Source organism: Streptomyces sp. SID5464 (genome assembly GCF_009862985.1).
Lineage (GTDB): Bacteria > Actinomycetota > Actinomycetes > Streptomycetales > Streptomycetaceae > Streptomyces > Streptomyces chartreusis_D.
Genome location: NZ_WWIQ01000061.1, coordinates 112,094 through 132,974 on the forward strand (window position 1 = coordinate 112,094; position 20,881 = coordinate 132,974).

Genomic DNA, 20,881 nt, shown 5'->3' on the forward strand with positions numbered 1-20,881 from the left:
AGTGTGGCTGGTCGCGCCCACGCGGCGGTAGCCGCATACGGATTACGGCCCCGCGCCCCCGGGGGGCAACACTGTCACCCCTTTTCCAGGTACTGCTCCCTCTCCTCGTCCAAGAGGGCCTCCAGAGCCGTCCGCAGGGCCGGGAGGTGGGTCAGCTCCGGGTCCCTGGCCACGACGGCTGTCGCCTCCTCTCTGGCCTCCGCGATGATCTCCTCGTCCTCGATGACCGCGAGCATCCTGAGGCTGGTGCGGGCACCCGACTGGGCCTGGCCGAGGACATCGCCCTCTCGGCGTTGTTCCAGGTCGATGCGGGAGAGCTCGAAGCCGTCGAGGGTGGAGGCGACGGCGTTCAGGCGCTGGCGGGCGGCGCTCGCCTCGGGCATCTCGGTGACCAGGAGGCAGAGGCCGGGGGCCGAGCCACGGCCCACGCGGCCACGGAGCTGGTGGAGCTGGGAGACCCCGAAGCGGTCGGCGTCCATGATCACCATGGCGGTGGCGTTCGGGACGTTGACGCCGACCTCGATGACCGTCGTGGCGACCAGGACGTGCGTCTCGCCGGCGGCGAAGCGGCGCATGACGGCGTCTTTGTCGTCGGGGTGCATACGGCCGTGCAGGACCTCGACCCCGAGGCCTCGCAGGGGACCCTTGACCAGCTGGTCGGCCACGTCGAGGACCGCGAGCGGCGGGCGCTTCTCAGCGGCGTCCTCCGGGGACTCCGGCGGCTTCTTCCTGCCGGCCCTCTTCGGGTCGTCCTCCTCGTCGCCGATGCGGGGGCAGACGACGTACGCCTGATGGCCGTTCTCCACCTCCTCGCGGACCCGCTCCCACGCGCGGGCCAGGAAGTGGGGCTTGTCGGCCGCCGGGACGACGTGGCTGGCGATCGGCGAGCGGCCGGCCGGGAGCTGGTCGAGGACGGAGGTCTCCAGGTCGCCGAAGACCGTCATGGCGACCGTGCGCGGAATGGGCGTGGCCGTCATGACCAGGAGGTGCGGGGGCTGTTTGCCCTTGCCGCGCAAGGCGTCGCGCTGCTCGACGCCGAAGCGGTGCTGTTCGTCGACCACGACCAGGCCCAGGTCGTGGAACTGCACCTTGTCCTCGATCAGCGCATGTGTGCCGATGACGATGCCGGCCTCGCCGGTGGCGAGGTCGAGCAGGGCCTGCCGGCGGGCGGCCGCGCCCATGGACCCGGTGAGCAGCACCACCTTGGTGGCCTGGTCGGCCCCGCCCAGCATGCCGCCCTCGGCCAGCTCGCCCATCATCTCGACGATCGACCGGTGGTGCTGCTGGGCGAGCACTTCGGTGGGCGCGAGCATGGCGGCCTGGCCACCGGCGTCGACCACGGCGAGCATGGCGCGCAGGGCGACCATGGTCTTCCCGGATCCGACCTCTCCCTGCAGCAGCCGGTGCATCGGGTGGTCGGTCGCCAGGTCGTCGAAGATCTCCCTGGAGACCCGCCGCTGGCCGTCGGTGAGGGTGAAGGGGAGGCGGGCGTCGAACGCCGTGAGGAGGCCGTCCGGGGCTGGTTCGCGGGGGACCGCGGGAAGCTGGGCGTCCGCGTGGCGGCGGCGGGCCAGGGCGACCTGGAGGACGAAGGCCTCGTCCCATTTGAGGCGGGCGCGTGCCTCCTCGATGTCCGCCTTGGTGTGCGGGCGGTGGATCTTCATGAGCGCCTCGGGGAGGGGGACCAGGCCGCGGCCCCGGCGCAGGGATGCGGGCAGTGGATCGGTGGCCTCCTGGGCCGTGGGCAGGACCGTCTGGAGCGCCTTGCCGATCTTCCAGGACTCCAGCTTGGCGGTGGCCGGGTAGATCGGGATCAGGGCGCCGGCCCAGGTCTCGACGGACTCGGCGGGGTCCTCGGAGTCACCTCGCAGCAACTCGTAGGCCGGGTGGGCGAGTTGGAGGCGGCGGTTGAAGACGGAGACCTTGCCCGCGAACATCGCGCGCGTGCCCGGCAGGAGCTCCTTGTGGGGCTTGTGAACGCCGTTGCCGAAGAAGACCAGTTGGAGGCGGCCGCTGCCGTCCGTGATCGTGACCTCCAGGCGCTGGCCCTTGCCGCGCGGGGCCCTGGCGGAGGCGAAGGTGTGCAGACGGGCGTCGGCGACCTGGGCGACCACCGTGACGTGCTCGTCCATGGGGAGGTCGGCGAGGTGCGTGAGCTGGCCGCGCTCCTCGTATCTGCGCGGGTAGTGGTGGAGCAGGTCGCCGACGGTGCGCAGGCCGAGGTGCTCGGCCATCACCTTCGCGGTGGCGGGGCCGAGCACCGACTTCAGTGGTTGTTGCAGCGGTTCGTGAAGTGCGGGCACGAGATCCATTGCACACCACACCACTGACAATGCCGTAGAGGCCGTGGCGCACGTCGCCGTATACGTCCCGGAAACCCCTGGTCAGGCGGCTGGTTCGGGCCTTAGGATGACGCGCTCCCGGCCTCCTTTCGCGGTCACCGCCTCACCGGGGCCGCCCGACCCCGCGCCGTCGCGAGTCCCCCCACCGGCGCCGTGATGATGGACTCCCAGACCTCACAGGCATCCCAGGCACCCCGTTCACCCCGATCACCTCATACGTTCCAGGTCGACCTGCGTGGTCTGGTGGACCTGCTCTCCCACCACCTCTACTCCAGTCCGAAGGTGTATCTGCGCGAGCTGTTGCAGAACGCCGTGGACGCCATCACCGCCAGACGCACGGCGGAACCCGACGCCCCGGCCCGGGTGCGGTTGTCCGCGCAGGGCGGCACCCTGCGCGTCGAGGACACCGGTGTCGGGCTCACCGAGGCGGACGTGCACGACCTGCTCGCCACGATCGGGCGCAGTTCCAAGCGCGCCGAGGGCCTTCAGGAGGCGCGTTCCGACTTCCTCGGGCAGTTCGGCATCGGCCTGCTGGCCTGTTTCGTCGTCGCCGAGCGGATCCGGGTGGTCAGCCGCAGCGCCCGTACGCCCGGGGCGGCGCCGGTGGAGTGGACGGCGTCCGACGACGGTTCGTACACCGTGCGGACGCTGCCGGACGCCGAGCGGCCCGAACCGGGCACCACCGTGCATCTGGTGGCCCGGGCGGGGGCCGCGGAGTGGCTCACGCCCGAGCGGGTCGAGGCGCTGGCGCGGGACTTCGGGTCGCTGCTGCCGTACGACGTCCGGGTGGGCGACGAGCCGGTCACCGACCTCCCGGCGCCCTGGGACCGCCCGTACCCGGGCCCGGCCGCCCGCCGCGTCGCCCTCGCCCGGCACTGCCACGACCTGTTCGGCTTCACCCCGCTGGACACGATCGACCTGTCCGTGCCGCTGGCCGGCATCCGCGGGGTGGCGTACGTGCTGCCGTCGGCGGTCAGCCCGGCCCAGCGCGCGGGTCACCGGGTGCACCTCAAGGGCATGTTGCTGACCGAGCGGGCCGAACAGCTGCTGCCCGACTGGGCGTTCTTCGTGCGCTGCGTGCTCGACACGGACAGCCTGCGGCCGACGGCCTCGCGCGAGGCGCTGTACGAGGACGAGACGCTGGCCGCCGTACGGGAGGCGCTGGGCGAGCGGATCCGGGCCTGGCTGACCGGTCTGGCCGCCGGTGATCCGGAGCGGCTGGCCGCGTTCCTGGCGGTGCACCACCTGGGTGTGAAGTCCCTGGCCCGGCACGACCGGGAGATGCTGCGCACGATGCTGCCGTGGCTGCCCTTCGAGACGACCGACGGGCGGCTGTCCCTGGAGGAGTTCGCGCAGCGGCACCCGGTGGTGCACTTCACACGGACCGTGGAGGAGTACCGGCAGGTCGCGCCGATCGCGTCCGCGCAGGGCATCGGCGTGATCAACGGCGGCTACACGTACGACAGCGAGCTGGTGGCGGCGCTGCCGTCGGTGCGTCCGGGGACCGTGGTCGCCGAGCTGGACGCGGAGACGGTGACCGCGCATCTGGACGCCGTCGACCCGGCCGAGGAGCTGGCCCTGTCCGGCTTCCTGGCCGCCGCGCGGGCCCGGCTCGACCCGCTGGGCTGCGACGTGGTGCTGCGGGCCTTCCACCCGCTCTCCGTGCCCGCGCTGCACCTCGACGACCGGGACGCCCGGCACGAACAGGCCCGGGCCGACGCCGAGGCGCAGGCCGACGACCTCTGGGCGGGCATCCTCGGCTCCCTGCGCGGCAGCGCGCCACGGGCGCGTCTGGTGCTCAACCACCTCAACCCGCTGGTGCGGCGGATCAGCTCGCTGCACGACCCGGAGCTGATCGGCACCGCCACGGAGTCGCTGTACGGGCAGGCGCTGCTGATGGCGCAGCGGCCGCTCAGGCCCGCCGACTCGGCGCTGCTCAACCGCGCGTTCATCGGCCTCCTGGAATGGGCCACGCACAGCGAGGACGGTCAGGCATGAGTGAGATCACGGACTTCGACGCCTTGCGCCGGGCGATGGCGGAGAACTCCGGGCAGCCGGAGGGTCCGGCCCGTAACGCGCGCGCCGAGGAACTGCTGACCGCCGCCGAGAAGCTGAACATCCCGCTCGCCGTGATCGAGGCGCTCGGACACCAGCTGAAGGTCTACAACTACAGCTCCGAGAAGGGGAAGATGTTCGTCCCCTTCGCGCGTCTGCTGCGCATGTGGGACGAACATCCGGAGGACTTCGACGAGTACGAGACCCACTCGCTGCACTGGGTCTTCAAGTGGGTGTCGTCCGGCATGCTGGACCAGCCGCACATCCCGCTCGCGTCGATCGAGAAGTGGCTCGGCGAGATGGAGCACCGCTACCGGCTCGCCGGGCACTCCGAACGGGCCGTTCGCAGCGCCGAGCACAGCGTGGCCGCGCATGTCGGGGACCTGGCGCGGGCCGAGCGGGCGTATGCCGCGTGGCTGGCCGCCGACCGGGACGGCATGGCCGACTGCCACGCCTGCGAACTGCACGGGCAGGGCTGGTGGCATGCGGAGCGGGGCCGGGACGCGGAGGCGCTCGAGCTGTGGCGGCCGGTGCTGGAGGGCGAGTACGCCTGCGCCCACGAGCCGCACACGGCCCTCGCCTCCTCCCTGGTGCCGCTGCTGCGGCTGGGCCGCCTGGACGAGGCCCGCGCGAACCATCTGCGGGGCTTCCGGCTCGTACGGGCCATGGAGAGCATGCGCGGCGCCTACGCGGAGCACGTGGAGTTCTGCGCGCTGACCGGCAACGAGGCCCGTGGTCTGGAGCTGCTCGCGGAGCGGCCGGCGTACTTCACGGACGACGGGCAGCCGCAGAGCAAGCTGGAGTTCATGAGCGTGGTGGCCCTGCTCATGGACCGCCTGACCGGGCTGGGGCTGGGTGACCGGCGGGTGCCCGGTCCGGCCGGCCGCGAGTGGACCGCCCGGGAGCTGGCCGCACACGCGCGTGCGCAGGCCCTCGCGCTGGCGGCCCGCTTCGACGAACGCAACGGCACGACGTACGTCAGCGAGCGGGCACGCGCGCGGATGGAGCAGCGCCCGTTGGTGGAGCGGCTGCCGCTGGGGGTGCGGTCGGTACGGCCGGTGCCTCCGCCCGCTCCCCCGGTGGTAACGGCCGCCGCGACGGGGCAGCCGGATCTGCCCGCCCTGCTGGCCGAGGCACGGCGGCTGTCGGACAACCTGCGGCCGGGCGCCGTGGAGGCGTGGGCGGCGGTCGCCGAGGCCGCGGAGGGCGTGGAACTGGACCCGCGCGACCGCGCCGAGATCGCCGACCACGAGGCGATGGGCCTCGGCCCGGACGGCGCCGCGCTCTTCGAACGGGCCGCGCGGCTGTACGCGGCGGCGGGCGACCCCGGGGAGGCCCTGGCCGCACGCGCGCGTGCGGCGTACGTACGGGCCCTCGCGGGTGACGTGGACGCGGCGCTCACGGCCGTGTCCGGCCCCTACGACGAGATCCTCGCGCTGTACGCCACCGGCGACACCGGGATACGGCAGACGGCGTCCGTCCTGATGGCACGGGCCAGGATCCTGCTGCGCCGGGCGCACGGGGCCGGGGCCGGGGAGGGCCTCGCGGAGGGTGCCGCCGAGCGCTACGGCACGGAGGCGGTTCTCGGCGAGGCCGAAGCCGCTGTCCGGGAAGTCATCGCCCTTGTCGGCGGGCGGGCCGGCGAGGACGTGCGGCTGGCCGCGCGGGGCGCTGAGGCGCAGGCCATGCTCGCCGAGCTGGCGGGACTGGGCGGGGACCTGGAGACGGCCGCGGGACTGTTCGCCCGGGGCGCGGCGGCGTTCGTCGCGGCGGGGCTGCCGTGGTTCGCGGTGGAGTACGAGGCCCGGCTGGCCTCCCTGGCCCACCACGTCGGCGACATGGCGGAGGCGGAACGTGCCCTGCGGGCGGCCCTGGAGCACGGCGGAGCCCATCTGGAGGCGCCCGGACGGGCCCAGCTGCACCTGCAGCTCGCCGAGTTGGTCGGCGGCCGGGGCGAGGTGGCCGAGGCCGCCCGGCACGCCCTGGAGGCCGCGCACTGGGCCGACGAGGCGGGCGAGGGCGCGACACTGGGCGCCTGGGCCCGGCAGCAGCTCGGCGGGTTCCTGCTGCGGCAGGGACGGTGGGCCGAGGCCGCGGAGGTCCTGGAGTCGGCGCTGCCCGACCTGACCGCCGAGACGCACGGCGACGGGGCGATCGTGCAGACGCAGTGGTGGCTCGGCGACTGCCTGAGCGAACTCGGCGAGCACCGCGCTGCCGCCGAACGCCGTCTCCAGGCCGCCGAGATCGCCCGGCACTGGCCCGAACAGCACGACCACGCGACCCTCGCCCACCTGGCCGGGGAGTCCCTCGGGCAGGCCGGACTGGCCGACGAGGCGGGCCGGGCCTACGCGCGCGCGGGCGATCTGTGGCGTGAACTCGGCAACGTCCAGGGCCTGGTGCGCTCCCTGCGTGCCCGTGCCTGGCTGGCGTTGCGCGCGCAGGACGGGCTGGAGGAGGCACGGGCCCTGATGGCGGACGCGGTCCGGGAGTGCGAGGCGGCACGGGACACGGCGGCCGACGCGGAGTCCCGGCAGCAGTTCGTCGCCGAACTCGGCCACAGCCACCGGCAGTTCGGCGACCTGCTGGCCCGCTCCGGCTCCGACGACGCCGACGACGCCTCGGCCCGGGCCGTGTTCGAGGAGGCCCTGTCCCAAGTGCTGCGGTCCGCCGAGGTGTTCGCCTCCCTCGGCGACGCCGCGCTGCACAGCCGCACCGGCGCCGAGCTCGCCGCGGGCTGGCTGGAGGCCGACCTGGGCCGCCCGGCCGACGCGGTGGCCCGCGCGCGTGCGGTGCTGGCGGCTTACGGCGGACACGACGGGGCGGAGGCCGACGACGGCGACGCGGTACGGGCCCGGCGGGCGGAGGCGGAGCAGATGCTCCGCCTCGCGACGGACGACTGATCGCCGGTCCCGCTCACTCCACGCCGATGAGCAGCACGGCCCCCTGCCGCCCGCCCCGGTACACGACCGTGTCGACGGCGAGGTACCCCTCGCGGACCCGGCCCTCCAGGTGCTCGGCGATGGTGTCGGGAGCCTCGTCGCCGAGCACCAGGGTGACCATCTCGCCACCGGCCGCGAGCATGCGGTCCAGGACGGTCCGGGCGGTGGCCGTGACGTCCGAGCCGATCACGGCCACGTCGCCGTCGATCAGGCCGAGGACGTCGCCGGCCTGGCAGATGCCGGCCATCGTCCAGGCCTGGCGCTCGGCGACGGTGACCTCGGCATAGCGGGTCGCGCCGGCCGCCGAGGTCATCGACACCACGTCCTCGTCGAAACGGCGCTCCGGCTCGTGCACGGCCAGCGCCGCGATGCCCTGGACCGCCGAGCGGGTCGGGATGAGGGCCACGCGGATGCCCTCGGTACGGGCCTGTTCGGCCGCCGCGGCCGCGGTGTGGCGCAGCTCGGCGTCGTTGGGCAGCAGCACGACCTCGCGCGCGTGGGCCCGCCGTACGGCCTGCACGAGCTCCCCGCTCGCGGGCGGCTCCCCGGGGCGTGCGAGCACGGTGGTCGCGCCGGCCTCGGCGTACAGCCCGGCCAGGCCCTCGCCGGGCACCACGGCCACGACGGCACGCTGGGCGGGCTCGCGGGGAGGCCGCTCGGCGCCGGTGGTGTGCACGTCGCCGGCGCCGAAGTGTGTGATGCGGATCCGGTAGGGCCGCCCGGCCTCGATACCGGCCTCGACGGCGGCGCCCGCGTCGTCGACATGGACATGGACGTTCCACAGCCCGTCGCCGCCGACCACGACGAGCGAGTCCCCGAGCACGTCGAGCCGCTCCCGCAACCGCGCCACGGCCGTGTCGTCTGCCTCCAGGAGGTAGATCACCTCGAAGGCGGGGCCGTCCTGGCCGGCCACGGCGGCACCGTCGGCACACTCGCCGAGCGGGCCTCCGGCGGCCGGAGCGAGGGCTTCAGCGGTTTCCCCGCGCGCCTGCGCCCCCACAGGGCCAACCAGGCCCTTGCAGTCCTCATGGCCCCCATGGCCCTCAGCAGCCGCCCCGGCCCGCGGCCTCTCCCCCGTGAACGTCTCCACCAGCGCCCCGAGCACCGCCACCAGCCCTCGCCCACCGGCGTCGACCACCCCGGCGCGCTCTAGGACGGGCAGCTGGCCGGGGGTCGCGGCCAGAGCCGCGCACGCTCCCTCATAGGCCGCCCTGGCCACCGTCCCGCAGTCGCCCTCGGCACCGCAGGCCGCGTCGGCGGCGTCGGCAGCGGCCGAGGCGACCGTGAGGACCGTGCCCTCGACGGGGTGGGCCACGGCCTGCCGTGCGGAGTCGGCCGCGTGCCGCAGGGCCAGCCGCAGGCCCTGGCCGTCGGCGTGCGCGGTGCTGCCGTCGGCGTGCGCGGCCCGCTCGTCGGCATGCCCGGTCTCGTGGCCGGCGAGCACCTGCGACATACCCCGCAGCAACTGGGCCAGGATCGTCCCGGAGTTCCCACGGGCACCGATGAGCGCCCCGTGCGCCATCGCCCGGGCGGCGTCGGCCAGCGTCGGCCCCCCAGGGCCCGACCTCGCCGCATGCCCCGCGAACACGGCCTCGACCGCCGCGGCGGCGGACTCCACGGTCAGATACAGGTTCGTGCCGGTGTCCCCGTCCGCCACGGGATAGACGTTGATCGCGTCGATCTCCTCACGCGCCCGCCCCAGCGTCTCGAGTGCGAGACCGCACCAGGTGCGCACCGCGAGAGCATCGAAGAATGTCTGCGGCACCTGCGCCACCGCGCCTCCCTGAGCTGCTGGACGTGGCACGCAGCGTAGACCCCGGGGCGGTGTCCACCGGAAGTGGGCCGAGGGAGGCCCCCGGCCGACCATGGTAGTTTCGTTCTACGGGCGCAGCCGTTGTATGCTGCTCCGGTTGCCCGATCCAAATCGGGCCATTCCCCTGGCAGCGCCACTCAGATCCTACGACCTGATCCCGGCATGCCGGGATCAACCGTAAGTGCATCTGAAGTCTTTGGAGTGACCCGTGGCTGCCAACTGCGACGTCTGCGGCAAGGGGCCGGGCTTCGGCAACAACATCTCGCACTCGCACCGCCGTACGTCCCGCCGCTGGAACCCGAACATCCAGCGTGTGCGTACCGTGGTGGGCGGGACGCCGAAGCGCGTGAACGCTTGCACCTCGTGCATCAAGGCCGGCAAGGTCTCGCGCTGACGCTCAGCTAGCGCGCGGCCACTGCTGGTTCGCCGTAGAGAGCCGGTCCACCCCTGGTGGACCGGCTTTTTGCCGTGTCCGGAGGCTCAGGAACCGGCCCGGAACCGCCAGCCGTGATCCACCGGCCCGATCCCCCCGCCGAGCGCGAACCCGGCCGCGATCGCCCCGGTGACGTACTCCTTGGCCGCCGCCACCGCCTCCGGCACCGAGTGCCCCTTCGCGAGCTGTGACGCGATGGCGGAGGCGAGCGTGCAGCCCGTGCCGTGGGTGTGCCGGTTGTCGTGCCTCGGCGCCCGCAGCCAGTACTCCTCGGAGCCGTCCGTGAGCAGGTCCACGGCGTCCCCGGACAGGTGACCGCCCTTGATCAGCACCCACCGCGGCCCGTAGCCGAGCACGGCCGCCGCGGCCCGCCGCAGCTGCTCCTCCGACTCGACACGGACACCCGTCAGCTGGGCCACCTCGTCGAGGTTCGGGGTGGCGACCGTGGCCACCGGCAGCAGTTTCGTACGGACGGAGTCCAGCGCCGAGGCGGCGAGCAGGGAGTCGCCGTGCTTGGAGACGCCCACCGGGTCGACGACCGCCGGGGCGTCCGTGCCCGCGATCAACTCGGCGACCGTCTCCACGAGTTCGGCGGAGGCCAGCATGCCGGTCTTGACCGCCTGGACGCCGATGTCGTCGACGACACTGCGGTACTGGGCCCGCACCGCCTCCACCGGCAGCTCCCAAGCCCCCTGCACACCGACGGAGTTCTGCGCGGTCACCGCCGTGAGGACGCTCATGCCGTGCACGCCGAGCGCGAGCATCGTCTTCAGGTCGGCCTGGATGCCGGCGCCGCCGCCCGAGTCGGAGCCCGCCACCGTGAGGACGCCCGGAATCATGACTCCATGTCCCCGAAGTGGTCCCAGCCGCCCTTGCTGGTCCACGGCGCCCCGTCGACCGTCACCTGGGGCAGCGCCGAGGGGTTGAGGACCTCGCCGATGACCTTCCAGCGGGCGGGCAGCTTCACGTCCGGCGGGAACGTCGCCACGATCGCGTGGTCCTCTCCCCCGGTCAGCACCCACTGCATCGGGTCGACGCCGACGGCCTGCCCGATGTCGTTCATCTGGGACGGGATGTCGATCGCGCCGGAGCGGATGTCGATCCGCACCTTGCTGGCCTCGGCGATGTGCCCCAGGTCGGCGATCAGCCCGTCGCTCACGTCGCACATGGCGGTCGCCCCGAGCCCAGCGGCCGCCGGACCCGCGTGGTACGGCGGCTCGGGCCGCCGGTGCGCCTCCACGAACGCCCGCGGCGAACGGAACCCGCGCGACAGCACCGCGTACCCGGCCGCCGACCAGCCCAGCCAGCCGGTCACCGCGACGAGGTCGCCGGGCTGCGCGCCCGCCCGCGTCACCGGCTCCTGGTTGCGCAGATCGCCGAGCGCGGTGATCGACACCATGATCGAGTCGCCGCGTACGACGTCACCGCCGACCACGGCGGCACCGGCCACCTGGCACTCGTCGCGCAGGCCGTCCATCAGCTCGCTCGGCCACGTCACCGGCAGCTCGGCCGGGACGACCAGACCGAGCAGCAGCGCGGTCGGCACGGCGCCCATGGCGGCGATGTCGGCGAGATTCTGCGCCGCCGCCTTGCGGCCCACGTCGTAGGCCGTCGACCAGTCCCGGCGGAAGTGCCGGCCCTCGACCAGGATGTCCGTACTGGCCACGACCCTGCGGTCGGGCGCGGCCACCACGGCGGCGTCGTCGCCGGGGCCGACCCGGACCGCCGGGGTGGTGGTCAGACGGGAGGTGAGCTCCCTGATGAGCCCGAACTCACCGAGCTCACCAACAGTGCCCTTCATTGCCCTTTCTCCCCTTCTGTCCCTGTCCGTGCCCGGTCGCGAGGCCTCTCGGTCCTCGCTACGGTCGAAGTGACCGTCACGTTCTGCCGGACCTGCACCCCGGCGCGCAAGACCCGGCCCCCGCAGGTCTCCCCGCGGCGAGCGGCGACGCGATACCGTGGCGTTCCTTTTCCCCACATGATCCTCGTGGCCGCCCTGGAGGTTCCGTGGTACAGGCGTACATCCTGATCCAGACGGAGGTCGGCAAGGCGTCGACCGTCGCCGAGACGATCAGCAAGATTCCTGGGGTCATCCAGGCCGAGGACGTCACAGGACCGTACGACGTGATCGTGCGGGCCCAGGCCGACACCGTCGACGACCTCGGACGCATGGTGGTCGCCAAGGTCCAGCAAGTGGACGGCATCACCCGCACCCTGACCTGCCCGGTCGTCCATCTGTAGCCCCCGTCTACCCTGTGCCGGTGAACCCTTTCCGTCACCGGCACCGTTCTGTGTTCCGCGTTTTCTTCCGCATGCCCGCTCTCGCGCTGTTGATCACTGCCGCGGGCTGCTCCTCAGCAGACGACAGCGCGTCGGCGGCGGTTCCCAGTCCGGGCGCGAAGGCCACGGAACTGTGCCGGAACCTGGACAAGGTACTGCCAGCGAAGGTGGACGGAGAGCGTCGCGAGGATCCCGAGCCCCCGTCGGCGCTGACGGCGGGCTGGGGCAGCCCGGCGATCATACTTCGCTGTGGTGTGCCGCAGCCGCCCAAGATGGTCGATCCGAAGGTGGCGGACGGGCGGGATCCGGATGCGGTCGCCGGGGGTGTGAACGGGGTCGACTGGCTGATGGAGAAGCAGGACGGCGGGGGGTACCGGTTCACCTCGGCGAACCGTGAGGTCTACGTCGAGGTGACGGTGCCGGAGGGCGTCGACAGCTCCGGGGCCCTGATCGACCTGGCGTCGGCCGTGAAGAAGGCGATCCCCTCGGGGATCGCCTCCTGAAGGCCGTGCTGGGAATGCCGTAACGCCTTGGATGCCGTCCCGGGCCCGGCCTAGCGAAGTCCCGTGGAACGGCGCAGTGCCGCCTGCACCAGACGGTCCACCAGCTCCGGGTAGCTCACCCCGCTCTCCTGCCACATCTTCGGATACATCGAGATGGGCGTGAAGCCGGGCATCGTGTTGATCTCGTTGATCACGAACTCGCCGTCCTCGGTGAGGAAGAAGTCCGCGCGGACCAGGCCCTCGCAGGACGCCGCCTCGAAGGCGTCGACCGCCAGGCGCTGCACCTGAGCCGTCTCCTCCGGGGTCAGCGGCGCCGGCACGATCCCGGGCGTCGAATCGATGTACTTGGCCTCGAAGTCGTAGTACGCGTGCTCCTCCGGGGAGGGGATCTCGGCGGGGACGGAGGCCCGGGGGCCGTCCTCGAACTCCAGGACGCCGCACTCGATCTCGCGGCCCCGCAGCGCCGCCTCCACGAGGATCTTCGGGTCGTGCCGCTGGGCCTCGGCGATCGCCTCGTCGAGTCCGGAGAGGTCGTCGGCCTTGGTGATGCCGATCGACGAACCGGCGCGCGCGGGCTTCACGAACAGCGGCCAGCCGTGCTCGCCGGCGAAGTCGACGATCTTCTTGCGGGCGGCCGGCTCGTCCTGCTGCCACTCGCGGGGCCGGATCACCAGGTACGGGCCCACCTTCAGCCCGAAGGAGGTGAACACCCGCTTCATGTACTCCTTGTCCTGGCCCACGGCCGAGGCGAGCACACCCGAACCGACGTACGGGACGCCGGAGAGCTCCAGGAGGCCCTGGAGGGTGCCGTCCTCGCCGTAGGGGCCGTGCAGCACCGGGAAGACCACGTCGACCTCGCCGAGCGCCTTGGGGACCGATCCGGGCTCGCTGTAGACGACTTCACGGTTGGCCGGGTCGACCGGGAGGATCACTCCGCCCTCGTCGGACTCGGCGAGCAGGTCGACGCTCGGCTGGCGCCGGTCGACGATCGCCATCCGCTCCGGTTCGTCCGCCGTGAGCGCCCAACGGCCGTCCTGGGTGATGCCGATCGGCAGGACGTCGTACTTCGTCCGGTCGATGGCCTTGAGGACGGCGCCGGCGGTGACCACGGAGATCCCGTGTTCGGAGCTGCGCCCGCCGAACACGACGGCCACACGCGGCTTGCGAGGCGGCTGCTCGGGGCTCTGGGGGAGGTTCTCGGTGCTCATATCGCGTTGAGAGTACCCGTTGGTAGGGCCGGGATACAGCGCCCTCGACCCGCGTCGCTCAGCGTCGTTCCGGCTTCGCGCTGCGCGACATCAGCTCCTTGAGGGCCACCACCGGAGGCTTGCCCTCGTGCACGATGCCGACGACCGTCTCCGTGATGGGCATGTCGACGCCGTGCCGACGGGCCAGATCCAGCACCGATTCGCAGGACTTGACGCCCTCGGCGGTCTGCTTGGTGACCGCGATGGTCTCCTGGAGCGTCATGCCCTTGCCGAGGTTGGTGCCGAAGGTGTGGTTGCGGGACAGCGGCGAGGAGCAGGTGGCCACCAGGTCGCCCAGGCCCGCGAGTCCGGAGAAGGTCAGCGGGTCGGCGCCGAGCGCGATGCCGAGCCGCGTGGTCTCGGCGAGACCGCGGGTGATGAGCGAGCCCTTGGCGTTGTCGCCGAGGCCCATGCCGTCCGCGATGCCGACGGCCAGGCCGATGACGTTCTTGACCGCGCCCCCGAGTTCACAGCCGACGACGTCGGTGTTGGTGTACGGGCGGAAGTACGGGGTGTGGCAGGCGGCCTGGAGCCGCTGGGCGACGGCCTCGTCGGTGCAGGCGACCACGGCGGCGGCCGGCATCCGCGCCGCGATCTCGCGGGCCAGGTTGGGTCCGGTGACCACGGCGATGCGGTCCGGGCCCACCTTGGCGACGTCGTCGATGACCTCGCTCATCCGCATCGCGGAGCCGAGTTCGACGCCCTTCATCAGCGACACGAGGACGGTGTCGGGCGCGAGCAGCGGGCTCCACTCGGCGAGGTTGCCGCGCAGGGTCTGCGAGGGGACCGAGAGGACCGTGAAGTCGGCGTCCGCGGCGGCTTCCGCGGGGTCCGTGGTGGCCCGGACGTTCTCCGGGAGTTCCACGCCCGGGAAGTAGTCGGGGTTGGTGCGGGTGGAGTTGATCGCCTCCACGAGCTCCGGGCGGCGCCCCCACAGGGTGACCTCGCACCCGGCGTCGGCGAGCACCATGCCGAAGGCCGTGCCCCACGAACCGGCGCTCAGGACCGCCGCCTTGACCGGCTTGCTCACTTGCCCAGCCCCTCTTCCTGTGCCGACTGTGCCGGCTGTGCCGTGTGCGCCGACTGCACCGGAGACGCCGCCTGCTGCCCGCCCCGCGGTGTCTGTGTCTGCGCCTGGGTGCGGCGCCGCTGTTCGATCCGCTCCCGGCGCGGGTCGTAGGGCGTCTCGGGCGCCTTCTCGCCGCGGATCTCCTCCAGCTGCCGGGTGATCGCGGCCATGATGACCTCGGTGGCCTCCTTCAGCAGCTCCGCGGTCATCTCCCGGTCGTAGAACCGCGAGAGGTCCACCGGCGGTCCGGCGAGCACGCGGTGCGTCTTGCGCGGCAGGAGGTGCGGCTTCTTCGCGTACGGCGGCAGCAGTTCGTTGCAGCCCCACTGGGCGACGGGGATCACCGGGCACTTGGTCTGGAGGGCGACGCGCGCGGCCCCGGTCTTGCCGGTCATGGGCCAGCCCTCCGGGTCCCGGGTGAGGGTGCCCTCGGGGTAGAAGGCGACGCATTCCCCGCGGTCCACGGCGTCGATCGCGGCCCGGAAGGCGCTCAGCGCGTCCGTGCTCTCGCGGTAGACGGGGATCTGCCCGGTGCCGCGCATCGCGGCGCCGACGAATCCCTTCTTGAAAAGCCCGCTCTTCGCGAGGAATCGCGGGACGCGCCCGGTGTTGTACTGAAAGTGCGCGTAAGCGAAGGGGTCGATGTGCGAATTGTGATTCACCGCGGTGATAAATCCACCCTCGGCCGGAATGTGCTCCATTCCGCGCCAGTCCCGCCTGAGCAGAACCACCAGCGGCGGTTTGCAGATCACCGCGGCGAAGCGGTACCAGAAGCCGATTCTGCGGCGGGGCACGCGGACACCTTCCTCTAGGGCCTGAAGCGGGGGCCATGGGGGGCCGCACAAGTGTCGCCCCAGGCCGCCGGTCTGTCGAGAACACCGTACGCCCCGACACGCCGGGCACCGGTGGCCCCGGGTGACAATGACCGCGACAAGAGAGGGACGGAACACCTGTGCAGTGGACCTTGGTCGTACCCCTGAAGCCCCTGGCCCAGGCCAAGAGCAGGCTCGCGGACACCGCGGACGACGGGCTGCGGCCGGACCTGGCGCTCGCCTTCGCCCAGGACACGGTGGCGGCCGCGCTGGCCTGCCCGGCGGTACGGGATGTGGCAGTCGTCACGGACGACGCCCGGGCGGGCCGTGAGCTGTCCGCACTGGGCGCCGCGATCATCCCCGACGAGCCGGGAAGCGGCCTCAACGCCGCCCTCGCACACGCGGCGGGGGCCGTCCGGTCCGCACGTCCCGAAAGTCCGGTGGCCGCGCTGAACGCCGACCTGCCGGCGCTGCGTCCGCCGGAATTGGCCCGGGTACTCGATGCCGCCGCTGAATTCCCGCGCGCTTTTCTCCCGGACGCGGCCGCAATCGGTACGACCCTGCTGGCCGCCGGCCCCGGTCGGCCATTGTTCCCTGCATTCGGTATCGATTCCCGCGCCCGGCACCGCGCGTCCGGGGCCGTGGAACTGTCCCTCGCCGCCGTGGACTCCGTACGCCAGGACGTGGACACCGGCGACGACCTGCGCACCGCGCTGGCCCTGGGGGTCGGCCCTCATACGGCCGCGGCCGCCGCGCGGTTGCTGATACCCGGGCAGTAGGCTGCGGCCATGCAGGCGACCGCGTACACGTACGACCCCGAAAGCCGCAGCGGGCAGGTGCTCCTGGACGACGGCACCCCGGTGCCCTTCGACGCGGCGGCGTTCGACGCCGGCGGTCTGAGGCTGCTGCGCCCGGGGCAGCGGGTGCGGATCGAGGTGGAGGGCGCGAAGGAGGACCTGCGGATCACTCTGGTGACCCTCCAGACCCTCTGACCACTCCATGAACACACCGCGGGCCGGACTCCGTACGGAGTCCGGCCCGGCGCGTGAGTGCCCCTGCGCCCCTACTTCTTGCGGGCGGTGGTCTTCTTCGCGGTGGTCTTGCGCGCCGTCGACTTCTTGGCGGGCGCCTTCTTGGCGGTCGCCTTCTTCGCCGGTGCCTTCTTGGCGGTGGTCTTCTTCGCGGCGGTGGTCTTGGCCGTGGTGGTCTTCTTGGCCGGGGCCTTCTTCGCCGTGGTCTTCTTGGCCGCCGCCGTCTTGGTGGTGGCCTTCTTCGCGGTCGTCTTCTTCGCCGTGGTCTTCTTCGCGGCGGCCGTCTTGCTGGTCGCCTTCTTCGCGGCGGCCTTCTTGACCGTCGCGCCGGCGCCGCCGGTCAGGCTGCCCTTGGGCGCCTTCTTGACGGAGACCTCGCCGCCACGCGGCAGCTTCTTCGAGCCGCTGACCAGGTCCTTGAAGCCCTGGCCCGCGCGGAAGCGCGGAACGGAGGTCTTCTTGACCCGAACCCGCTCGCCCGTCTGGGGGTTACGGGCGTAGCGGGCCGGACGGTCGACCTTCTCGAAGGAACCGAAGCCGGTGACGGAGACCCTCTCACCAGCGACGACCGCGCGGACGATGGCGTCCAGTACATGGTCGACAGCGTCGGCGGCCTGCTGTCGGCCGCCCATCTTGTCGGCAATCGCTTCTACGAGCTGCGCCTTGTTCACGTCTTCCCCTTCGGAGACATCGCCAGAACGAAAGTGTTCAAGCTTTTTCGCACGTTAGGCAGATATATACCGCAAATCAAACACGAAACGGGCTTATCACCCTTGTGCCGCAGCGAACTCGACGGTGTCGTCCGGTTCAGCGTTCCTCGTCGGGGAGACGTCCCTCGTCGAGGTCCGCGGTGAACCGATCCAGCCGCCTTGCCGCGTCGGCGAGATCGTGCTTGGCCGCGGCCGTAATGACCAGCAGCTTCCGGGTCAGCGCCATCCGTACGCCCTCCGGGACTTGCAGTGCGCGCACCCTTGCGTGCGCTTCCTTGAGTTGGTCCGCGACTGCCGCATAGAGCTCGAGTTGGCCGTCGTGTTCCATGCACAGATTGTGCCATCTGGGGCGAGTTGTCGCCTGCGCAGGGGACAACTGCCGCCTCAAACGGCCTTCCGGGCGCACACGGAGGTCACGGCTGTACACCTCGCGTACCCCAACAACCACCGGCATAACGTGGGAAGTTGATGGGCCGGGTCAGGGCGGGCAGGGCCGTTCGGGTGCAGAAACGGCTGTACCCCCGATCGGGCTGATCGGGGGTACGGAGGGGGTGTTGCGGTGGCCGAAAGTCGCCTTGTTCAGGGGCGGCGGATCGTGCTCCGGATCAGACCGGGAGCGTCCGCGGCTTGAACGACGGGCGCTTCGCCTCGTACGCGGCGATGTCCGCCTCGTTCTGGAGCGTGATCGAGATGTCGTCGAGGCCGTTCAGCAGCCGCCAGCGGGCGTTCTCGTCCAGCTCGAAGGAGGCGGTGATGCCCTCGGCGCGGACCTCGCGGGCGACCAGGTCGACGGTGATCTCGGCCTGCGGGTCCTTCTCGGTGAGCTCCCACAGCGCGTCCACGATCTTCTGCTCCAGAACGACCGTGAGCAGGCCGTTCTTGAGCGAGTTGCCGCGGAAGATGTCGGCGAAGCGGGAGGAGATCACGGCCTTGAAGCCGTAGTTCTGCAGCGCCCAGACGGCGTGCTCGCGGGAGGAGCCGGTACCGAAGTCGGGGCCGGCGACCAGGACGGTCGCGCCCTGCCGCTCGGGCTGGTTGAGCACGAACGACGCGTCCTTGCGCCAGGCCTCGAACAGCCCGTCCTCGAACCCGTCCCGCGTGACCTTCTTGAGCCAGTGGGCAGGAATGATCTGGTCGGTGTCGACGTTGCTGCGGCGCAGCGGGACGGCCCGGCCGGTGTGGGTGGTGAAGGCTTCCATGGTTCTCAGACTCCAGCGGGCGTACGGGTGTCGGCGGCGGACAGGTCGGCCGGGGAGGCCAGGTGGCCCAGGACGGCGGTAGCGGCCGCGACCTGCGGCGACACCAGGTGCGTCCGGCCGCCCTTGCCCTGCCGGCCCTCGAAGTTGCGGTTGGAGGTGGACGCGGAGCGCTCGCCCGGGGCCAGCTGGTCGGGGTTCATGCCCAGACACATCGAGCAGCCCGCGTGCCGCCACTCGGCGCCGGCCTCCTTGAAGACGACGTCCAGACCCTCGGAGACGGCCTGGAGACCGACCCGCGCGGAGCCCGGGACGACCAGCATCCGTACGCCGTCGGCGACTTTGCGGCCCTTGAGCAGCTCGGCCGCGGCGCGCAGGTCCTCGATGCGGCCGTTGGTGCAGGAGCCTACGAAGACGGTGTCCACCTTGATGGAGCGCAGCGGCTGACCGGCCTCCAACCCCATGTATTCCAGGGCCTTTTCGGCGGCGTAGCGCTCCGATGCGTCTTCGTACGAAGCAGGGTCGGGGACGGACGCCGAAAGCGGTGCGCCCTGGCCGGGGTTGGTGCCCCAGGTGACGAACGGCGACAGTTCGGCGGCCTCGATGACGACCTCGGCGTCGAACTCGGCGTCCTCGTCCGTCCTCAGCGTCTTCCAGTACTCGACGGCGGCGTCCCAGTCCGCGCCCTCGGGGGCGTGCGGACGGCCCTTGAGGTACGCGAAGGTGGTCTCGTCCGGGGCGATCATGCCCGCGCGGGCGCCGGCCTCGATCGACATGTTGCAGATGGTCATGCGCGCTTCCATCGAGAGCTTCTCGATGGCCTCGCCGCGGTACTCCAGGACGTAGCCCTGGCCGCCGCCGGTGCCGATCTTCGCGATGATCGCCAGGATCAGGTCCTTGGCGGTGACACCCTCGGGCAGTTCGCCGTTGACCGTGATCGCCATGGTCTTCGGGCGGGACATCGGCAGCGTCTGGGTGGCCAGCACGTGCTCCACCTGGGAGGTGCCGATGCCGAACGCCAGCGCGCCGAAGGCGCCGTGCGTGGAGGTGTGGGAGTCGCCGCAGACGACGGTGGTGCCCGGCTGGGTCAGGCCCAGCTGCGGACCGACGACGTGCACGACGCCCTGCTCGACGTCGCCCAGCGGGTGCAGCCGCACGCCGAAGTCGGCGGCGTTCTTGCGCAGCGTCTCCAGCTGGACCCGGGAGACCGGATCCGCGATCGGCTTGTCGATGTCGAGGGTGGGGGTGTTGTGGTCCTCGGTCGCGATGGTGAGGTCGAGGCGCCGCACCTTGCGGCCGCTCTTGCGGAGGCCGTCGAAGGCCTGCGGGCTGGTCACCTCGTGCAGCAGGTGCAGATCGATGAAGAGAAGGTCGGGCTCGCCCTCCGCGCGCCGGACGACATGGTCGTCCCAGACTTTCTCCGCGAGTGTCCTACCCATCGCTGTTCCCTCCGGCCGACGACGATCCGCCGGCCCAACTAGAGATCTTGAGGAGGCGGGCCCGCGCCCCTGCGTTTCCGGGCAACCGCCGCCAGGCCCGTACGTCACGGGCCGCTGTGACTTCGTGTCTTCCAGAGTGGCGGGTTCCACGAGAATTTGAACTTGCGTTTCACAGAGTGAGACGCGAGTATCGTTTCATGGACAACAGTAGCGGCGTCGGCGTTCTGGACAAGGCGGCCCTCGTCCTGAGCGCTCTGGAGTCCGGTCCGGCCACCCTCGCGGGCCTGGTCGGCGCCACCGGACTGGCACGACCCACGGCCCACCGCCTGGCCGTGGCGCTGGAACACCACCGCATGGTGGCGCGCGACATGCAGGGCCGTTTCATTCTCGGCCCTCGCCTGGCGGAACTGGCCGCGGCCGCGGGTGAGGACCGTCTCCTCGCCACCGCGGGCCCGGTGCTCACCCACCTCCGTGACGTCACGGGCGAGAGCGCGCAGCTCTACCGCCGCCAGGGCGACATGCGCATCTGCGTCGCCGCGGCGGAGCGTCTGTCCGGACTGCGGGACACCGTCCCGGTCGGTTCGACGCTCACCATGAAGGCCGGCTCCTCGGCGCAGATCCTGCTGGCCTGGGAGGAGCCGGAGCGGTTGCACCGCGGCCTGCAGGGCGCGCGCTTCACGGCGACGGCCCTGTCGGGCGTACGGCGGCGGGGCTGGGCACAGTCGATCGGTGAGCGCGAGCCGGGGGTGGCGTCCGTTTCCGCGCCGGTGCGGGGGCCGTCCAACCGTGTGGTTGCCGCCGTGTCGGTGTCCGGCCCCATCGAGCGCCTCACGCGGCACCCGGGCCGGATGCACGCCCAGGCCGTGATCGATGCGGCGGGGCGCCTCTCCGAGGCCCTTCGGCGCACGGGCTGAGCGTTTCGGGGAAGGTCGGCCTCAACGCCGCGGCAGGCTTTCCCCGACCAGGCGCCATGGCAGCTCGGGCTTTCATGTCGGCCGCCGGCCCTCAGTGG

At 72.0% G+C, this 20,881-nt stretch carries 19 protein-coding genes; 8 read left to right on the forward strand and 11 right to left on the reverse strand.

The genetic code is table 11. From position 1 onward, the window contains the following. Positions 1-74: 74 nt before the first annotated feature. A complete protein-coding gene (gene recG / locus GTY47_RS31030) occupies positions 75-2,312 on the reverse strand; it encodes an ATP-dependent DNA helicase RecG (RefSeq protein ID WP_010044548.1) in 2,238 nt (745 codons plus the stop codon). 189 nt (positions 2,313-2,501) lie between these two features. On the opposite strand from recG, the gene GTY47_RS31035 reads away from it, so the two are divergent. Next, positions 2,502-4,340 carry an HSP90 family protein gene (locus GTY47_RS31035; protein WP_029181504.1) on the forward strand — a complete coding sequence of 613 codons (1,839 nt, stop codon included), beginning with the start codon at positions 2,502-2,504 and terminating at the stop codon, positions 4,338-4,340. Then, complete coding sequence (locus tag GTY47_RS31040) at positions 4,337-7,297, forward strand: hypothetical protein (RefSeq protein WP_010044552.1); 2,961 nt, start codon at positions 4,337-4,339, stop codon at positions 7,295-7,297. The genes GTY47_RS31035 and GTY47_RS31040 overlap by 4 nt, the downstream gene beginning before the upstream one ends. Positions 7,298-7,310: 13 nt before the next feature. Here GTY47_RS31040 and GTY47_RS31045 read toward each other — a convergent pair whose 3' ends face one another. Next, positions 7,311-9,110 (reverse strand): DAK2 domain-containing protein, encoded by a 1,800-nt coding sequence (locus GTY47_RS31045; RefSeq protein ID WP_010044555.1) that lies wholly within the window; start codon positions 9,108-9,110, stop codon positions 7,311-7,313. Positions 9,111-9,357: 247 nt separating this feature from the next. Here GTY47_RS31045 and rpmB point away from each other — a divergent pair, with 247 nt between their 5' ends. Beyond that, positions 9,358-9,543 (forward strand): 50S ribosomal protein L28, encoded by a 186-nt coding sequence (gene rpmB, locus GTY47_RS31050; protein ID WP_003993230.1) that lies wholly within the window; start codon positions 9,358-9,360, stop codon positions 9,541-9,543. Between the two features lie 86 nt (positions 9,544-9,629). Here the strand turns inward: rpmB and thiD are convergent, their stop codons facing one another. Both thiD and GTY47_RS31060 read right to left on the reverse strand, forming a co-directional pair. Then, complete coding sequence (thiD, locus tag GTY47_RS31055; protein ID WP_010044557.1) at positions 9,630-10,421, reverse strand: bifunctional hydroxymethylpyrimidine kinase/phosphomethylpyrimidine kinase; 792 nt, start codon at positions 10,419-10,421, stop codon at positions 9,630-9,632. Beyond that, complete coding sequence (locus GTY47_RS31060) at positions 10,418-11,383, reverse strand: thiamine-phosphate kinase (protein ID WP_010044559.1); 966 nt, start codon at positions 11,381-11,383, stop codon at positions 10,418-10,420. The genes thiD and GTY47_RS31060 overlap by 4 nt, the downstream gene beginning before the upstream one ends. 206 nt (positions 11,384-11,589) lie before the next feature. On the opposite strand from GTY47_RS31060, the gene GTY47_RS31065 reads away from it, so the two are divergent. After that, positions 11,590-11,823 (forward strand): Lrp/AsnC ligand binding domain-containing protein, encoded by a 234-nt coding sequence (locus GTY47_RS31065; RefSeq protein ID WP_003997603.1) that lies wholly within the window; start codon positions 11,590-11,592, stop codon positions 11,821-11,823. A 71-nt stretch (positions 11,824-11,894) separates the two neighbouring features. Beyond that, positions 11,895-12,365, forward strand: coding sequence for a DUF3515 domain-containing protein (locus tag GTY47_RS31070; protein WP_040903780.1), 471 nt, complete (start codon positions 11,895-11,897; stop codon positions 12,363-12,365). 50 nt (positions 12,366-12,415) lie between these two features. On the opposite strand, the gene GTY47_RS31075 is transcribed toward GTY47_RS31070, so the two are convergent. Genes GTY47_RS31075 through GTY47_RS31085 form a run of 3 tightly spaced genes read right to left on the reverse strand, consistent with a single transcriptional unit; the run spans position 12,416 to position 15,475 of the window. Then, the gene (locus GTY47_RS31075) at positions 12,416-13,573 is read right to left on the reverse strand and encodes a D-alanine--D-alanine ligase family protein (protein WP_010044566.1); all 1,158 of its coding nucleotides are present in this window, start codon (positions 13,571-13,573) and stop codon (positions 12,416-12,418) included. 58 nt (positions 13,574-13,631) lie between these two features. Beyond that, complete coding sequence (locus GTY47_RS31080; RefSeq protein WP_010044568.1) at positions 13,632-14,642, reverse strand: NAD(P)H-dependent glycerol-3-phosphate dehydrogenase; 1,011 nt, start codon at positions 14,640-14,642, stop codon at positions 13,632-13,634. Next, a complete protein-coding gene (locus GTY47_RS31085) occupies positions 14,639-15,475 on the reverse strand; it encodes a lysophospholipid acyltransferase family protein (RefSeq protein ID WP_010044570.1) in 837 nt (278 codons plus the stop codon). Before GTY47_RS31085 ends, GTY47_RS31080 begins: the two co-directional genes overlap by 4 nt. Before the next feature lie 158 nt (positions 15,476-15,633). Between GTY47_RS31085 and cofC the strand changes: the two genes are divergently transcribed. Together cofC and GTY47_RS31095 are read left to right on the forward strand one after the other, a co-directional pair. Continuing rightward, positions 15,634-16,272 (forward strand): 2-phospho-L-lactate guanylyltransferase, encoded by a 639-nt coding sequence (cofC, locus tag GTY47_RS31090; RefSeq protein WP_010044573.1) that lies wholly within the window; start codon positions 15,634-15,636, stop codon positions 16,270-16,272. Between the two features lie 9 nt (positions 16,273-16,281). Further along, a complete protein-coding gene (locus GTY47_RS31095) occupies positions 16,282-16,485 on the forward strand; it encodes a hypothetical protein (protein ID WP_010044574.1) in 204 nt (67 codons plus the stop codon). 71 nt (positions 16,486-16,556) lie between these two features. On the opposite strand, the gene GTY47_RS31100 is transcribed toward GTY47_RS31095, so the two are convergent. The 4 genes from GTY47_RS31100 to leuC all read right to left on the reverse strand — a co-directional run bounded on the left by GTY47_RS31100 (position 16,557) and on the right by leuC (position 19,869). Further along, positions 16,557-17,195: an HU family DNA-binding protein gene (locus GTY47_RS31100; protein ID WP_010044576.1), complete on the reverse strand. Its 639-nt coding sequence runs from the start codon at positions 17,193-17,195 to the stop codon at positions 16,557-16,559. Positions 17,196-17,331: 136 nt separating this feature from the next. Continuing rightward, complete coding sequence (locus tag GTY47_RS31105) at positions 17,332-17,562, reverse strand: hypothetical protein (protein ID WP_010044578.1); 231 nt, start codon at positions 17,560-17,562, stop codon at positions 17,332-17,334. Between the two features lie 277 nt (positions 17,563-17,839). Next, positions 17,840-18,433, reverse strand: a complete 594-nt coding sequence (gene leuD, locus GTY47_RS31110; RefSeq protein ID WP_010044579.1) for a 3-isopropylmalate dehydratase small subunit — start codon at positions 18,431-18,433, stop codon at positions 17,840-17,842. Positions 18,434-18,438: 5 nt separating this feature from the next. Beyond that, a complete protein-coding gene (gene leuC, locus GTY47_RS31115) occupies positions 18,439-19,869 on the reverse strand; it encodes a 3-isopropylmalate dehydratase large subunit (RefSeq protein ID WP_010044583.1) in 1,431 nt (476 codons plus the stop codon). A 197-nt stretch (positions 19,870-20,066) separates the two neighbouring features. On the opposite strand from leuC, the gene ndgR reads away from it, so the two are divergent. After that, positions 20,067-20,783 carry an IclR family transcriptional regulator NdgR gene (gene ndgR / locus GTY47_RS31120; RefSeq protein ID WP_010044585.1) on the forward strand — a complete coding sequence of 239 codons (717 nt, stop codon included), beginning with the start codon at positions 20,067-20,069 and terminating at the stop codon, positions 20,781-20,783. Positions 20,784-20,881: the final 98 nt, after the last annotated feature.

Coding starts and splice junctions, on each gene's coding strand:
- GTY47_RS31105 (WP_010044578.1), bottom strand. CDS start 17,562: ATGGAACACGACGGCCAACTCGAGCTCTATGCGGCAGTCGCGGACCAA.
- ndgR (WP_010044585.1), top strand. CDS start 20,067: ATGGACAACAGTAGCGGCGTCGGCGTTCTGGACAAGGCGGCCCTCGTC.
- thiD (WP_010044557.1), bottom strand. CDS start 10,421: ATGATTCCGGGCGTCCTCACGGTGGCGGGCTCCGACTCGGGCGGCGGC.
- GTY47_RS31040 (WP_010044552.1), top strand. CDS start 4,337: ATGAGTGAGATCACGGACTTCGACGCCTTGCGCCGGGCGATGGCGGAG.
- leuD (WP_010044579.1), bottom strand. CDS start 18,433: ATGGAAGCCTTCACCACCCACACCGGCCGGGCCGTCCCGCTGCGCCGC.
- GTY47_RS31070 (WP_040903780.1), top strand. CDS start 11,895: ATGCCCGCTCTCGCGCTGTTGATCACTGCCGCGGGCTGCTCCTCAGCA.
- recG (WP_010044548.1), bottom strand. CDS start 2,312: ATGGATCTCGTGCCCGCACTTCACGAACCGCTGCAACAACCACTGAAG.
- GTY47_RS31075 (WP_010044566.1), bottom strand. CDS start 13,573: ATGAGCACCGAGAACCTCCCCCAGAGCCCCGAGCAGCCGCCTCGCAAG.
- leuC (WP_010044583.1), bottom strand. CDS start 19,869: ATGGGTAGGACACTCGCGGAGAAAGTCTGGGACGACCATGTCGTCCGG.
- GTY47_RS31035 (WP_029181504.1), top strand. CDS start 2,502: ATGGACTCCCAGACCTCACAGGCATCCCAGGCACCCCGTTCACCCCGA.
- GTY47_RS31095 (WP_010044574.1), top strand. CDS start 16,282: ATGCAGGCGACCGCGTACACGTACGACCCCGAAAGCCGCAGCGGGCAG.
- GTY47_RS31060 (WP_010044559.1), bottom strand. CDS start 11,383: ATGAAGGGCACTGTTGGTGAGCTCGGTGAGTTCGGGCTCATCAGGGAG.